Annotated in this window: 15 protein-coding genes, 1 tRNA gene and 5 pseudogenes; 10 read left to right on the plus strand and 11 right to left on the minus strand. The window is 66.1% G+C overall.

Going from position 1 to position 13,154, the window contains the following annotated elements:
* Window positions 1-232: 232 nt before the first annotated feature.
* Window positions 233-421, plus strand: a complete 189-nt coding sequence (locus tag J2S53_RS07000) for a DUF4158 domain-containing protein (protein ID WP_456242727.1) — start codon at window positions 233-235, stop codon at window positions 419-421.
* A 15-nt stretch (window positions 422-436) separates the two neighbouring features.
* Here J2S53_RS07000 and J2S53_RS07005 read toward each other — a convergent pair.
* Window positions 437-610 (minus strand): annotated as a pseudogene (locus tag J2S53_RS07005) (helix-turn-helix domain-containing protein); the annotation flags it as partial.
* A 235-nt stretch (window positions 611-845) separates the two neighbouring features.
* On the opposite strand from J2S53_RS07005, the gene J2S53_RS07010 reads away from it, so the two are divergent.
* The 5 genes from J2S53_RS07010 (at window position 846) to J2S53_RS07030 (ending at window position 4,934) form a co-directional block, all read left to right on the plus strand.
* Window positions 846-1,955: a tyrosine-type recombinase/integrase gene (locus J2S53_RS07010; protein ID WP_456240316.1), complete on the plus strand. Its 1,110-nt coding sequence runs from the start codon at window positions 846-848 to the stop codon at window positions 1,953-1,955.
* A 332-nt stretch (window positions 1,956-2,287) separates the two neighbouring features.
* Window positions 2,288-2,647: a pyridoxamine 5'-phosphate oxidase family protein gene (locus J2S53_RS07015; RefSeq protein WP_456242728.1), complete on the plus strand. Its 360-nt coding sequence runs from the start codon at window positions 2,288-2,290 to the stop codon at window positions 2,645-2,647.
* Between the two features lie 497 nt (window positions 2,648-3,144).
* A complete protein-coding gene (locus J2S53_RS07020; protein ID WP_456240317.1) occupies window positions 3,145-4,368 on the plus strand; it encodes a helix-turn-helix domain-containing protein in 1,224 nt (407 codons plus the stop codon).
* 61 nt (window positions 4,369-4,429) lie between these two features.
* Window positions 4,430-4,702, plus strand: a complete 273-nt coding sequence (locus tag J2S53_RS07025; protein ID WP_456240318.1) for a hypothetical protein — start codon at window positions 4,430-4,432, stop codon at window positions 4,700-4,702.
* Window positions 4,703-4,745: 43 nt separating this feature from the next.
* Window positions 4,746-4,934, plus strand: a complete 189-nt coding sequence (locus J2S53_RS07030) for a hypothetical protein (protein WP_456240319.1) — start codon at window positions 4,746-4,748, stop codon at window positions 4,932-4,934.
* A gap of 308 nt (window positions 4,935-5,242) precedes the next feature.
* Here the strand turns inward: J2S53_RS07030 and J2S53_RS07035 are convergent, their stop codons facing one another.
* On the minus strand, window positions 5,243-5,536 hold the full coding sequence (locus tag J2S53_RS07035; protein ID WP_456240320.1) for a hypothetical protein: 294 nt from the start codon (window positions 5,534-5,536) through the stop codon (window positions 5,243-5,245).
* A gap of 53 nt (window positions 5,537-5,589) precedes the next feature.
* Window positions 5,590-6,246 carry a hypothetical protein gene (locus J2S53_RS07040; protein WP_456240321.1) on the minus strand — a complete coding sequence of 219 codons (657 nt, stop codon included), beginning with the start codon at window positions 6,244-6,246 and terminating at the stop codon, window positions 5,590-5,592.
* A 256-nt stretch (window positions 6,247-6,502) separates the two neighbouring features.
* On the opposite strand from J2S53_RS07040, the pseudogene J2S53_RS07045 reads away from it, so the two are divergent.
* Window positions 6,503-6,754: pseudogene (locus tag J2S53_RS07045) on the plus strand (DUF4158 domain-containing protein); the annotation flags it as partial.
* Window positions 6,755-6,883: 129 nt separating this feature from the next.
* Here the strand turns inward: J2S53_RS07045 and J2S53_RS07050 are convergent.
* Both J2S53_RS07050 and J2S53_RS07055 read right to left on the minus strand, forming a co-directional pair.
* Window positions 6,884-7,060, minus strand: a complete 177-nt coding sequence (locus J2S53_RS07050) for a hypothetical protein (protein WP_456242862.1) — start codon at window positions 7,058-7,060, stop codon at window positions 6,884-6,886.
* A 383-nt stretch (window positions 7,061-7,443) separates the two neighbouring features.
* Entirely contained in the window at window positions 7,444-7,575 is a 132-nt protein-coding gene (locus J2S53_RS07055) for a hypothetical protein (protein WP_456240322.1), read from the minus strand.
* Between J2S53_RS07055 and J2S53_RS07060 the strand changes: the two genes are divergently transcribed.
* Window positions 7,570-7,791: a hypothetical protein gene (locus J2S53_RS07060; protein ID WP_456240323.1), complete on the plus strand. Its 222-nt coding sequence runs from the start codon at window positions 7,570-7,572 to the stop codon at window positions 7,789-7,791. The two genes, J2S53_RS07055 and J2S53_RS07060, sit on opposite strands and share 6 nt — an antisense overlap.
* 138 nt (window positions 7,792-7,929) lie before the next feature.
* Here J2S53_RS07060 and J2S53_RS07065 read toward each other — a convergent pair.
* The 3 genes and pseudogenes from J2S53_RS07065 to J2S53_RS07075 form a co-directional block, all read right to left on the minus strand.
* A pseudogene (locus tag J2S53_RS07065) lies at window positions 7,930-8,348 on the minus strand (transposase).
* Window positions 8,312-8,704: pseudogene (locus J2S53_RS07070) on the minus strand (transposase). The pseudogenes J2S53_RS07065 and J2S53_RS07070 overlap by 37 nt, the downstream one beginning before the upstream one ends.
* Window positions 8,664-9,089 carry a transposase gene (locus J2S53_RS07075; protein ID WP_456240324.1) on the minus strand — a complete coding sequence of 142 codons (426 nt, stop codon included), beginning with the start codon at window positions 9,087-9,089 and terminating at the stop codon, window positions 8,664-8,666. Before J2S53_RS07075 ends, J2S53_RS07070 begins: the two are co-directional and overlap by 41 nt.
* Window positions 9,090-9,179: 90 nt before the next feature.
* Here J2S53_RS07075 and J2S53_RS07080 point away from each other — a divergent pair.
* Window positions 9,180-9,634 (plus strand): annotated as a pseudogene (locus tag J2S53_RS07080) (IS5 family transposase); the annotation flags it as partial.
* 171 nt (window positions 9,635-9,805) lie between these two features.
* Here the strand turns inward: J2S53_RS07080 and J2S53_RS07085 are convergent.
* From J2S53_RS07085 to J2S53_RS07095, 3 genes are all read right to left on the minus strand, one after another.
* Window positions 9,806-10,864 carry a tyrosine-type recombinase/integrase gene (locus tag J2S53_RS07085; RefSeq protein WP_456240325.1) on the minus strand — a complete coding sequence of 353 codons (1,059 nt, stop codon included), beginning with the start codon at window positions 10,862-10,864 and terminating at the stop codon, window positions 9,806-9,808.
* Window positions 10,857-11,387, minus strand: a complete 531-nt coding sequence (locus J2S53_RS07090; RefSeq protein ID WP_456240326.1) for a hypothetical protein — start codon at window positions 11,385-11,387, stop codon at window positions 10,857-10,859. The genes J2S53_RS07085 and J2S53_RS07090 overlap by 8 nt, the downstream gene beginning before the upstream one ends.
* Before the next feature lie 82 nt (window positions 11,388-11,469).
* Window positions 11,470-11,556 (minus strand) — tRNA-Leu (locus J2S53_RS07095).
* Between the two features lie 122 nt (window positions 11,557-11,678).
* Here J2S53_RS07095 and J2S53_RS07100 point away from each other — a divergent pair.
* Complete coding sequence (locus J2S53_RS07100; protein WP_456240327.1) at window positions 11,679-13,040, plus strand: M20/M25/M40 family metallo-hydrolase; 1,362 nt, start codon at window positions 11,679-11,681, stop codon at window positions 13,038-13,040.
* Window positions 13,041-13,154 lie beyond the last annotated feature (114 nt).

The following is a 13,154-nucleotide window of genomic DNA, read 5'->3' on the forward strand; positions in this document are numbered from 1 at the left end:
CGTTCGGTAGCACACGCCGAAAAACCAACGGTTAGCTCTGTTTCACCAGGTCAGAGACGGGGGTGAGTGGCATGTGCTCGGCGATTCCAGTGCTGCCCCCGGTCTCGGCTTGCTCTTCGCCTGTGGTGACGATGTCGCTCGTTAGTGATCACGTGGTGAGCGGAGCGAGCGGGTGTCGACACGGTTTTTCTCTACCGACGAGATTCGGCGGTTGTGATCGTGGCCGGAGGAGATCGGCCGGAACGAGCTGATCCGGTACTTCACGCTGGGTTCGGATGACCGGGCGTGGTTACAGCGGTCGGCGCGGAGTTCGGGCAACCGGTTGAGTCTGGCGGTGCAGCTGTGTGCGTTGCCGTGGTTGGGGTTCGCGCTCGATGACGTGCCGGAGTCTGGGGAAGAACCGTGCAAGATTGAACGCTAAGCCCTTGATCGTAGGTCAGTGCGCTTGCCAGTTCGGCTCGCGCTGCAGGGTGCGGTAGATCGTGGTCCGGGAGACGGTGAAGACCTCGACGAGGTCGGCGATGGTGTACTCGCCGGTGCCGTACATCCGCACGAGTTCGCGCTGTTGCTTAGCCGAGAGCTTGGGCTGCTTGCCGCGCAGCTTGCCCTTCCTCTGTGGATGGTCGGACCGATGGCTGGTGGGAGCTCATCAGCCTCGGGCGGTCTGGTGCTCCTGCCTCCGGTGAGGAACCGGAACGTGATCATGTTTCAGGCTTCAGGGTGCCGGAAGAACACCTCGCCGTGGCCAATCTTGCTGGGAGATCGCCCGAGCGGAGCAACGGTCCCCTCCAGTCCACTTGTCTGATAATGGCGTTTATCAGACAAGTGGACTGGAGGGGGCGTCGATGGCCACACGGCGGCATTTGCACACCGTCGAGGCCGGACAGTCGGAGGGGACGCCGATCGCCGAAGCGATCGCGAGCTACCTGCGGTGGCTCTCGACCAAGCGCGGCCGCTCCGGACAGGTAACCTCGTCGCAGACCGTGCGCTCCTACAAGGCGGCCCTGCCGGTGGCGTTGGCCGGGCTGGCCACGGTCGAGGGACTGGCCACCGAGGAGGGTGCGCGACGCCTGCGGACCAACCTGGCTCAGGCGTGGGACTCGAAGACCGCGGCGACGTTCAACGCCAAACGCGTCGCCGTCGTCGGTGCGCTGTCGTTCTTCGCCCGCGAAGGCTGGCTGCCCGCCGACGTGTCCCCACTGTCCGGGATCGACCGCGAGCCCGAACCGACATCGGCCGACCGGGTGCGCGACCGCGCCGCGATCGATCGGCTCATCACCACCAAGAGCAGTCCGCTGCAGGACCGGGCGCTGTTCTCACTGCTCTACAGCACGGCCGCCCGCTGCGAGGAAGCACTTCAGCTCGATGTCGACGACCTCGACCGGCCCGATCGGCGAGCCCGGGTCATCCGCAAAGGCGGCCGCCCGGATGAGCTCATGTACGACACCCGCACCGCCGCCCGGCGCCTCGCCGCCGCCACCGGCGGCTGGTCTCCCCACGATCTGCGGCACTCGCGGCTGACCCACGCCGGCGAAGACGGCGCGACCGAGGCCGATTTGATGAACCTGTCCGGTCACGAGGATCGCCGCAGCCTGCAGCGCTACCTCCGCCCCTCCAAAGAGGGTGCCCACCGGCGGCTGGACGAGCTCGACCTCGCCCGCGGCTTCTGGAATCCCGGCGCCGACGAGATCGCCGCCCGACTGGCCGAGCTGGACCACCAGCAACTACCCGGCCAAACCACGGTTCCCGTGCCCGGCTACGACACCGCGCCACCGGTCGAAACGCGAACCGAGACGACGAGCACGAGCTCACTCGCCGCCTCGGGAGAGCATCAGCACGCTCCGGGAGCCCGGAACCCCGCCAGGTCCCAAACCTCCCACCGGAGGGGGCGCTACACCGAGACTGAGATCGACAACTACCAGCTCGACCCGTTGCGCAACGACGTTGGACAGTGAACCGTTCCGGCGACGACACAGCGGCACACACGAATCGCTGATCGCCGCACACAGTCGTTCGCAGTCCGGTCCCGGCGTGGATTCACTCTGGGATCGTACACGAAAACGGCCCCGAGGAACGGTTCTTGTGGCCGCAGGGGGCGAGTCAGTCTGACTCGGGGCGCCGGTAAGGGATGTGTCATGAACCGCCACTGCGCTGCAGGGCGTTAATGAACGTCCCCATCGAGCACTGCACCGTGGGGCGCCTGCCCATACGATCGAACGTCGAGGTTTTCGCAGTTCATGACTTGAACGAGAAGCCGCATCGACCAGCGATGAAAGTAACGGTAGTCATGACCAACGAACCAGTTGCAGAGCTCCATCCGGACTACAGCAGTGCGGGAGCCAGGGCGACACCGTGGCATGCGGTGGTCGCACTCCTTGAGCAGGCGGAGATCTTTTGGCTCTCGACTGTCCGGGCCGATAACCGACCGCATGTGACACCACTGCCGGCGATGTGGCTCGACGGCGCGCTGCACTTCAGTACCGGCCTCGAAGAGCAGGAGGGCGGCAACCTCTCAACGAAACCCGCACTGCATTCTCACCACAGGGAACAACTCGTATCGGGACGGTCTCGACGTCATCGTCGAGGGGCAGGCCGAGCGCGTCACCGAGCGAACGAAGCTGGAACGCCTCGCCGATCTGGGGGTTGAGTAGTACCGGTACAAGATCCTCCGGTAACGACGATTAATCCTGTTCAAGGCACCTGCCGAGCGACAGGTGCCGAAACGGTCTTACCTCACCGTTTGCCGACATTGTTTGTCGCCACGGGTTATCGACACTGGCGATCTGGTAAAACGCCAGGGCTTCTGAGCGTGTCGACAGACGAGAGTTTTCCGACACTGGCGGCCCGCTGCTCTACCGAAGGATCTTGTACGTCTGCTACTCGGGCCCATTTCTGTCTACCTGGTTGTGACGTCACAAGCGCTGCTGCGGATTCGTTTCCCCCTTCGGAGTCTGCCACCACACCGCGTGGTCTCGGAGCTTCACCACGTTCTTTTCACCGACCGTGTGGCACACCGGTCGCCACACGAACTCATCGACTCGAGGGTGAACCATCGCACCAGGCATCTCTCGCCGGTGTACGAGCTCGGGGTCGTCAGCGACCCGGTCAATCCGGGTACTCTCCGAGAGGGAGGCAGTGACGGAGGTGAACACTGTGGACCAGGATGCGCTGGGACGTCGGCTTCGCGAGGTGCGCTCGTGGCGGCAGCTGAGTCTGCGCGCGGCCGCGGAGCTGGCCGGGCTCTCCCACGGTTATCTCGGTGAACTCGAGCGGGGCGAGAAGGTGGTCACCAGCCGTGCCACGCTGGAAGGGCTGGCCACCGCCCTGCGGGTGAGTCCGCAGGAGTTGACCGGCACCCCGTATCCGCCGACCAACCCGGTGGGCAGCGACGCGCACGCGGCCCTGGCCGAGGTCGAGCACGCGCTGTCGACCCTCAACCTCGGGATCGATCCCGGCGTGGCCGCCCGTCCGTGGGCCGAACTCGCCGCCGAGGTCAACCATCTCAACACCGTGCTGCGGGCCAGCGCCGACTACGCCGCCCAAGGCCAAGTAGTTCCCGAGCTGCTGCAACAGCTGCACGCCGCCTACCTCCAGCAGCCCCACCACCGGGCAGCGATCCTGATCGGACTGCTGCACACCTACCATTCCGCGGCCGTGCTCACGAAAAACCTCGGCGTGCGCGGCCTACCGGTGGTGGCCGCCCGAGAAGCCGAACACTGCGCCGAGCGGTTGGAGATGCCCGAATGGCGCGCGTTCGCCGCCTGGCTGCGCGGGCATGCCGCCGGAGCACACGGCAGGACGTTTCAGTACGAGGTCAGCCTGCGCGCCCTGGATGAGCTACGCGGGCACCTCGACGGTGTCAACACCCGGCAGATCGCCGGGATGCTGCACCTCAACGCCGCGCTGGCCTGCGCCGCCCGCGCCGATGCCGACCGCACCTACGAGCACCTCGGCGAAGCCAGCGAGCTCGCCGCACGGTTGCCTGAAAACCGTGAGAACTTCGGGTACCTGCACTTCGGGCACAACAACGTCGGGGTGTGGCGGGTGAGCTTGGGCACCGAACTCGGCCGCGGACCGGCGGTCGCCGAGATCGCCCGCCACGTTCGGGTCGATCTTCTGCCGGCCAAAGCGCGGCGGGGCATGTTCTACGCCGACCTCGGCCGCGCCCTTGCCACCGACCGCAGCACCCGCGAGCAGGGACTGCGCTCGTTGATCACCGCCGAATCCATCGCCCCCCAGCGAGTGCGCAACAGTCCTCTCGTACGCGAAACCGTGGCCGACCTGCTGGGCCGCTCACCCCGTGATTCCCGCTCCGACCGCGATCTGCGTGGGCTGGCCTGGCGCATGGGCGTTGCCCCGAGCGGGTGATCTTTCCGCGTGTGCGCCACCAGCGCACACCATGCGTAATACCCGGGGCACACTGCGTGTCATGGCACACCGCGGGGCAGAACAGGCCCGCACGGTCGAGCCCACCGGCTCCCTGACGACCCTGTCGACATCCGAGATTCGGGAATACCTGCCGGGCATCTTCGCCGCACGGCTGCACACCACCGTCGCCGGTGGCCAAGCGCGACGCGTCGTGCACCTGCTGGAAACGCCCGAGCCCGGCGGCATCCCGGAGTCGCTGCGCGCTTACTGTAGCACCGCGATCTACCCCGCCAGGCCGAACTGGTCACCGAGATCACCGGGATGCCCTGCATGACCTGCCTGCTGCACACGCCGGTCTCCAGTCAGGACGACCGCCGGTGATCCGCCCGACCCGACGGATCACGCTGCACGGCCACCTGCCCGACACGCCGCCGAACTCAGCACGACCATCGGTGGCCACCAGCGTGCGAACCCTCGAACAGCAGGCTCTGGCCGTGGCGTTTCCCGACGGAATTCCCCACGGCTACGACGTACGCCTGCACATCCACACCAGACCCTCGGAATAACCCCGGCACGTCGGCCCCGGAGCTCCTGTTCCGGAGCCGACGTGTGTCCACAGCACGTTCCCCGTTGATTGAGTGACCCCGAAACTTGTTTCCTGGTGAGCGGGAGCGGCAGTAATGGCCGAGAGAACAACGTATATGCAGGTCAGCGTAGCATACGAGGTGGCCCGCCAGCGCTGTCTTCGTCGGTCCTGACTTGGCAATCCGCCGGTTCCACCCCCGGCGCTGCCGCAACCCCACGAGGTGGTATTCGCGGTATACGAACACCACCATCGCATGCCACCGGACAAGAGCGGCGTGAAGGAATCGGTTCATCGGTGCCGGTGGGAGGCGACTGTGCTGGGAAACGGCACGCCGCCCAGGGCGAAGGTGGCCACGAATCCCACCATGCACATCCCCAGCAGAATCAGCCCCCAGGTCACCGAGTAGGTCCCAGCGGCGAACAGCGTGCTGGGCATACTCAGGAAGCAGTACCCCCCCAGCAGGGACAGGATCCTGTAGCGGCGACCGACCTCGGCTGCCCACAGGGCACGGGCATACCACGCCGTGCCAGCCAGGGCGACCAGTTGCGCCAGCACAGGCAGCCAGTCGAGGACCTCGGACACGAGTGTTCCCTCTCCTCTCGCGGGCGCCTCTCCGAAGTGGTGCTTCCGGCGGGTCAGGTGAAAGACGTGAGGCACTGGTAGATGACCCCGGTGGGGGCTCCCAGCGCCGCACCGATACAGCCAGCACACACAAACGGTGCGATCGCCGCGGTCGCGGTCCCCACGATCAGCGCTGAACAGATCGTGCCACAACCGATCGCGGCCAACACCAACCCGGTGGCGGTCACAATCACGCCACCAGCCACGAGGCAGTCGGTGACGTTGGTGATCAGGTTCTGGGCCTGCACGTCGGGCACACTGGCCGTGCGGCGCTGGGCGGCAACGTGGTCGGCCAGTTCGGCCCCGGTGAAAGACTGCTTTTCACCAAAGGTGAAGCTGTTCAGCTGGCCGGCGCGCGCGGTGATGCTGGCCTCGGCCGACATCGTCACGGCCCGGTCCACCGAGACGCTCTCGCGCGAGGGCACAATGTTGATCCCCCCGGCGCTGAAGGCCTCCGTCGACGGGGACGGGAAGGCAACCTCGATGAACTGGCCATCGGGGCCGTGCACCATGTTGCGGGTCGAGCGCGCCACCACGTCGGCCACCGGTACACCCCGAGCATCGGCCACGATCGTCGCCGCGTGAGATTCCGTGGCCAGCCGGGTGGCCAACGCGTCCTGCTGGGCATCCAGGGCAGTACTGGTTACCGCATTGGACTCGTTCACAGTCATCAGACTCTCCCTAGCATCGTTGATCAACTTTCGGTTGGAAGCTAACAAACACCACTCCCAGGTCGAGGGAAAATCACAAAAACAGTGCGGTTTCAAGATCAGTCCGAGCGTTGGGCGGGTAAAACGACGTTCACCCGTGGGTTCGGGCGTCGTACGAGGATTCCCGCTATCAGCCTCTGGGTCTGAAGAAGAACCGGGACAGATTGAACGCTAAGCCCTTGATCGCAGTTCAGCGTGCGGTGTGGGGTGCGGGAGTGTGTCGCTGGAGTTTCTGAGTGATGAGCAGGTAGAGGAGTTCGGGTGGTCTACGTGGGCGCCGTCGCAGCCGGAGTTGGACCGGTTTTGTGTGCTCAGCGATATCGACGTGACCCGCGTGCGGCAGCGGCGGCGTCCGCAGAATCGGCTGGGGATGGCCGTGCAGCTGGTGACGATGCGCATGCTCGGCCGGTTTCTGCCCGATCCGTTGGAGGTGCCCTGGCAAATCGTCGAGCGGCTGGCGGGGCAGGTCGACATCAATGATCTGTCTGTCCCGGTTCTTCCTCAGACCCCGAGTGCCACGCCGGTTGATCAACGACAACCGCCCAGGTCTCCACACGGGAACCGAGGGGCGAGGCGTGGTCGACGGTGCCAGTGTCGGCTAGGTACTCCGTTGGGCCACGGCCATCTCGTCGAGAGTGATGCCGAGGTGCCCGCAGTGCGCGGTGGCCATGGTCATCACGGTCGTCACCGGCAGTCGAGGAAGTCGTTCCTGCGCGACGCACCTGCCGCACAGGGTCAGGCAGATGATGCCCACGGTAGTGTCGAGGGTGGCCACGTCGAGGTCGTCGGTGCGCCCGCAGCGTGCGCGCTGCTCCTTCAGGGGAGAATCGGGTGGTGTCGTCCACGTCCATACTCTCGGTCGCTTTCGTGTCGTCGTCTCGGTATTGCGTCACCTTGACGTATGTCCGTCGCGCAATTCCTTGCGCTGTACCTGACGTGGCTAGGGATATCCGTTCGTTTCACGGGCCTCTCGGGCGCGGGTGGTGGCGTGGATGGCTTCCCGGGTGATGGCGAGTTCGGGGTTTTGCGCTCGACTTGGGTTTCGTCGCGGTCGGCCAGCAGGGCGAACGTCCAGTCCCGGGCCTGGTGGTATTCGAGCCCGTCCGGGGCGGCGTGGCCGAGGAGGTTGCGCATAGGTTCCACTGTGGTCCGCAGGTCCTACCAGGCTGCCTGGCCGGCGAGGTACAGCTCGGCGCCGTGGCGGGAGCTGCGGATGCTCATGCGTTCCAGGATGGGCAGTGTTTCCACGCTGTCGCCTTCCAGTTCCACCAGCTCGATCTGCTCGTGCACGCCGCCGACCACGACCCCGGCCGGCACCGGTTGCGTACCGCCGCGCTCGTGGCGCTGCTGACCGGCACCGGCTGCCTCGTGGCCGAAGCGCTGCACCTGGATGTGGGCGACTACTACACCCACGCCGACTACCGGGTGGTCGAGCTGACCCGCAAAGGCGGCAAGCACCAACGCGTGCCGGTTGGGCTTGTCAAGTTTTTGTGTAAGGCCTGGTAGGCGTGTTGTTAGTTGAGGGGCAATCGTTCTGGGAAAATGCTGACGAGGTGGTTGAGTGCTTTTTCCACCCGTTCGTTCCGGTGCCGGACGGCCCGCCGCGTTTGTTGTCGATGTTGCGGATTCCGAGATACAGTAGTTTCATGGCAGCCCCGTCGTCGGGGAAATGTCCCTCGTTTTAGTGATTTTCCGGAGTTGATAGCTCAGCGATTCGATCCTGTTGGTGGTGTAGACAATCCGACGTAGCTCGGGCGGGTAGTCCAGGAACGGGATGAAGTCGCTCCAGGCACGGCGCCATACTTCCACCGCGCCCCGATAATGGTTTCCATGGTCTCGGTCGAATTCCCGGAAAGCGGCCTCGGCCGCCTCGACCGACGGGGCGGTGCCCATCGCCCGCATACTGGCCGCGACTTTCTGCGATCTCCGTACGAGACGAACCGCATCGCGTTGCGTATCACGTGCACCACACAGGTTCGCACCACCGTGTCGGGAAATACCGTGGTGATCGCCTCCGGCAGCCCGGTCAGTCCGTCACAACACGCGATGAAAATGTCCCGCAAACCACGATGACCGCCGTTGCGACAGGGCGCTGTTGTCGAACGTCGCGTTCTCGGTCTCGGCGATCGGTGATGCCCAGCACCTGTTTGAACCCCTCCAGGTCCACGCCGACGACCAGGTGGGCGGACTTGAGGGTGACCACACCCCGGTCGCGCACCCGGATGCGGAGGGCATCGACAGAGCCACGATGGGATACACCTCGTCGACCGGGCGATTCTGCTCAGGTGGTGATCACGTTGGTGACCACATCGGTGATAGTCGACATCAACGCCGGAGACGCATCCTCCTCGTAGATCTCTGTGAGATGATCCTGAATATCACGCGTGGTCATGCTGCGGGCGTACAACGACAGGATCATGTCCTCGACCTGCCCGACCCGCCGGGAATGTTTCTCCTGCGATTTTCGGTTCGAAACTGGACTCCCGATCACGGGGAACGGAAACCTCGACCGGTCCGGCGGTGGTGGAAATGGTTTTACCGCTGTGACCGTTCCGGAAATTACCCGATCCATACCCGGCAGGATCGCCCTTGTCATAGCCGAGATGATCGGTCATCTCGGTTTCCAGGGATCGCTCCAACACGGCTTTGGTGATCTGATTCAACAAACCGTCCGTGCCGTCGATCGGAGTACCCGTAGTTTCGGCGTCCGCGATGAGAGCGTCCATCGCTTCCGGAGACAGAATCCGCTCCAACCGCTGCGACGCCTCGGACTGATCCTGACTGTCTTTCCCGCTCGTGGCCAAGTGTCATTCCTTTCCAGCCACCATCACCGGTGACCTACCCTGGCCTACCGGGCCTTACACAAACCAGTAAACACGCCCAAAAGGGGCTGACTGACCGGCCCCAATCCGGTCGACCGCGGAAAATCCGGCAGCACGATCCACATCGCCACGGAACGGGGCGGCATCCCCCTGTCGGTGGGGGTCTCGGCGGCCAACACCCATGACAGCCACGCTCTGATTCCTCTGGTGCGGGCGATCCCGCCCACCCGTAGCCGACGTGGCCCGCGACGGTTCCGCCCGGACACGCTGCACGCCGACAAAGCTCCTCCGGCCATCCCGAACTGCGTCGCTGGCTCCGTCGGCATTCCATCACCGCTCGCATCGCCCGCCGCGACACCGACACCTCGACCACCCTCGGACAACACCGGTGGGCCGTCGAACGCACCATCTCCTGGCTGTCCGGCTACCGACGACTGACCACCAGATACGAACGCTACGGCAACCACGTCGTCGCCTTCCTCACCCTCGCCGCCGCCCTCACCTGCTACAAAAAACTCACCAAATGAGACACAGTCTCAATCATGAGCTGTCCTGTGGAGACAACGATCAATCCATCCACGAGAAAACTCGATCATTAATCTCTCTTCCAAGACCTGCCCGCTCTGGCGGCGAGCAGGTCTCACTTGAAGGACGTGAGTGTCTCCGGCCAACCCAACCGGAGACACTCCTAGGGGGCACTATCCCGAGGAACGGACCAGTGGGTGTTCTTCTCCGGTCAGGGCGGCCAGGGCCGTGGCGATTTCGGGGAGCCCGGCGCGCACGTAGGTGGCCGTTGCCCCGTCCTGGCCGGCGTGGTCGGTGTGGCCGGCGTAGGCCCGGGCCACCGCGTAGCCGAAGTGGCGCTCCACCCACGTCAGGGTGGTGTAGCGCAGCCAGTGCGTGCTGACCTGCTGCGTGGCCACCCACGACACGTGCTGCCCCAACCGGTGCCACAAGTGGTCATACCGCCGATGCGTCAACGCCGCCCCGCTGCGGTAGCGCAGCACCCTCCCGTCACCGGACACGTGCGCGCCCCGCTGGTCGGCGTGCTCCCGCAGGTGCCGCATGAGTGTGGGTGAGACCGGCTGCCACCGCACCGTGTCGTTCTTCTCCCGCAACAGCACCAGACACTGATCCGGATCCAGGTCAGCCACCCTCAACGCCAGGGCCCCGCCGCGGCGGCAGGCCGTCTCGGTGTGCAACCGCAGCAGCAACGTGTCCAACGCGGGATCGTTGCCCGTGGACGCGGCCACCCGGTTCAACTCCGCCACCGGCTGCTCACCCAACCCTCGCCGGGTGCTCGGCAACCGGCGCGGCATCGCCACCCGCCGGGCCGGATCCTGCGACTCCGACAGAATCCCGTCAGCCACCGCGTGCCGATACACACACCGCAACGCCGCGATACAGTGCTCCACCGCGCTCCGGCCGCCCCGCGCGTTGCGCCGCACCACCCGCTGAGACCGCACCCGCTCAGCCAAGTGCTTGATCTCCGACGCGGTGGGCTCGTCCAACCGCCGCTCGCCCCAGAACTCCAGCACCCGCTTCCAGTACGAGCCATACACCCGCCTGGTGCCCACCGACACCGCCTGCTCCACCACCGGCACATACTCGGCAAACGTCGGCACCACACACGACTCCACCACCGACCCGACCAGATCCTCCGGCGCCACCCCCATCCGCGCCAACACCAACCGAGCCGCCTCCAGCTCCGACGGAGCGGGACCGGTGTTGCCGGAGTGTTCCACTCGATCATTCATCGGGGCTCACCCCCAGCACGGCCGCGTGCCGCTCGGCCAGCGCCGCTTCCACCACCACCGGCGGGTGCACCAGCAGCACCCCCTGCCGCGGCGATCCCGCCAACAGCACACGATCACCCGGGTTGATCCCGCAGCGCGAACGCGCCCGCGCCGGAACCACCACATACCCGGGGCCGGAGAGCCCATAGAGCCCGTCCGGGTGGGCCCGCAGCAGCACCGAACCCGCGAGCACACCGAGCTCGCACCGCTGATCACGACCCCAGCCCAGCGCGGCCACCACCGCACGATCACCGACCCGGCCCGAGGCATCCACCCGGCCCATGCCGAACACCCACGACGACACCCCGGCGGACTCCGGCACCTCGGCCAGCGGAAACGCACGCGGCGACACCCCACCAGCCACCGGGCTCCGGGCGGACTCACCACGCCCGGTACCGGGAACCACCGCGGACACGATCGACTCAGCCATGCCGACCACCACCCCGGCGGCCACAGCACGGCCCACGCACAGCCAGCGCGTCACGACATGAGAAAAGGCGGCACCCACGGTGCCGCGACAACAGACCTTCGAACCTCGCACATCGGGGAAATTTCCCCTGACAGTGTGTCGGAGGGGGGACTTGAACCCCCACGACCATTAATAGGTCACTAGCACCTCAAGCTAGCGCGTCTACCGTTTCCGCCACTCCGACGCGGCAACATCGACTCGGTTTCTTCCGAGCCCCTCATTGCGTTGTGATACTACGATAACCGATCGACACAGCGGCCCGCCAACCACCCCCCTCTTTTGATCCGGAAGTGGTAGAAAGGCCAGGTGAGCGCACATGTTGATCCCGAGAACGACGACCGGTCGAGCACGGATCCGGGGCTACGCCGAGCCGAGGACGAGGTCGTCACGCTGGCGAGCGAGCTGATCCGGTTCGACACCACCAACACCGGTGATCCGGCGACCCTGAACCCGGAACGCCCGGCGGCCGAGTACGTGGCCGAGAAACTCGGTGAGGTCGGATTCGAGACCACCTACGTGGAATCCGGGGACACCCCCGGACGTGGCAACGTCATCGCCCGTCTGCCCGGCGCCGACCGACAGCGCGGCGGCCTGCTGGTGCACGGCCACCTGGACGTGGTCCCCGCCGACCCGACCGAGTGGTCGGTGCATCCGTTCTCCGGGGCGGTGCAGGACGACTACCTGTGGGGCCGCGGCGCGGTCGACATGAAGGACATGGTCGGCATGACCCTGGCCACGGCCCGCCGACTCGGCCGTGACGGCATCACGCCACCACGCGACATCGTGTTCGCCTTCCTCGCCGACGAGGAGGCCGGCGGGCTGCAGGGCGCGCAGTGGCTGGTAGACCACCGACCGGAGCTGTTCGAGGGCTGCACCGAGGCGATCAGCGAGGTCGGCGGCTACTCGGTGACCTTCGGCGACGGCGTCCGGGCCTATCTGATCCAGACGGCGGAGAAGGGAATCCGCTGGCTCAAGCTGCGGGTCCGCGCCCGCGCGGGGCACGGCTCGATGGTGCACGAGGACAACGCGGTGACCCAGCTCGCCCAGGCCGTCGCGAGACTCGGGCAGCACCGCTTCCCGATCGTGCTCAACGACAGCGTGCGGGAGTTCCTCGACGGGGTCAGCGAACTCACCGGCTGGAGCTTCCCGGAGGACGACCTGGACGGCGCCATCGCCAAGCTGGGCAATCTCTCCCGCATCATCGGAGCCACCGTCCGCGACATCGCCAACCCGACGATGCTCAACGCCGGTTACAAGGCCAACGTGATCCCCTCGGTGGCGGAGGCATCGGTCGACTGCCGCATTCTTCCCGGGCGAGAGGAGGAGTTCGACCGGGAGCTGGCCGAGGTACTCGGCCCGGACGTCGAACGCGAGTGGGTCGGCCTGCCGCCGGTGGAGACCCGGTTCGAGGGCGAGATCGTCGAGTCCATGAGCCGCTCCCTGCTCACCGAGGACCCGGCGGCCCGCACCCTGCCGTACATGATGTCGGGCGGCACCGACGCGAAGTCGTTCAGCAGGCTGGGCATGAACTGCTTCGGCTTCGCCCCGCTGCGCCTGCCCGCGGATCTGGACTTCTCCGCGCTGTTCCACGGGGTGGACGAACGTGTCCCGGTGGACTCGCTGCGGTTCGGCACCCGGGTGCTGGACCACTTCCTGCGCACCTCCTGATCCGGACACCTGCCCGCGACACGGTGACCGGCGCGAAGCGGTGCCGGTCACCACGGAGGTCCGCACGGAACGCGCCGACCGTCGCGCGTTCTCGTATGATCGACTTCGAAGGAC

Source organism: Actinopolyspora lacussalsi (assembly GCA_030803735.1).
GTDB lineage: Bacteria > Actinomycetota > Actinomycetes > Mycobacteriales > Pseudonocardiaceae > Actinopolyspora > Actinopolyspora lacussalsi.

Bases quoted from the DNA above. Each gene is read 5' to 3' on its own strand.
- J2S53_RS07015 (WP_456242728.1), top strand. From the start codon at position 2,288: ATGACCAACGAACCAGTTGCAGAGCTCCATCCGGACTACAGCAGTGCG.
- J2S53_RS07040 (WP_456240321.1), bottom strand. From the start codon at position 6,246: ATGACTGTGAACGAGTCCAATGCGGTAACCAGTACTGCCCTGGATGCC.
- J2S53_RS07010 (WP_456240316.1), top strand. From the start codon at position 846: ATGGCCACACGGCGGCATTTGCACACCGTCGAGGCCGGACAGTCGGAG.
- J2S53_RS07085 (WP_456240325.1), bottom strand. From the start codon at position 10,864: ATGAATGATCGAGTGGAACACTCCGGCAACACCGGTCCCGCTCCGTCG.
- J2S53_RS07025 (WP_456240318.1), top strand. From the start codon at position 4,430: ATGGCACACCGCGGGGCAGAACAGGCCCGCACGGTCGAGCCCACCGGC.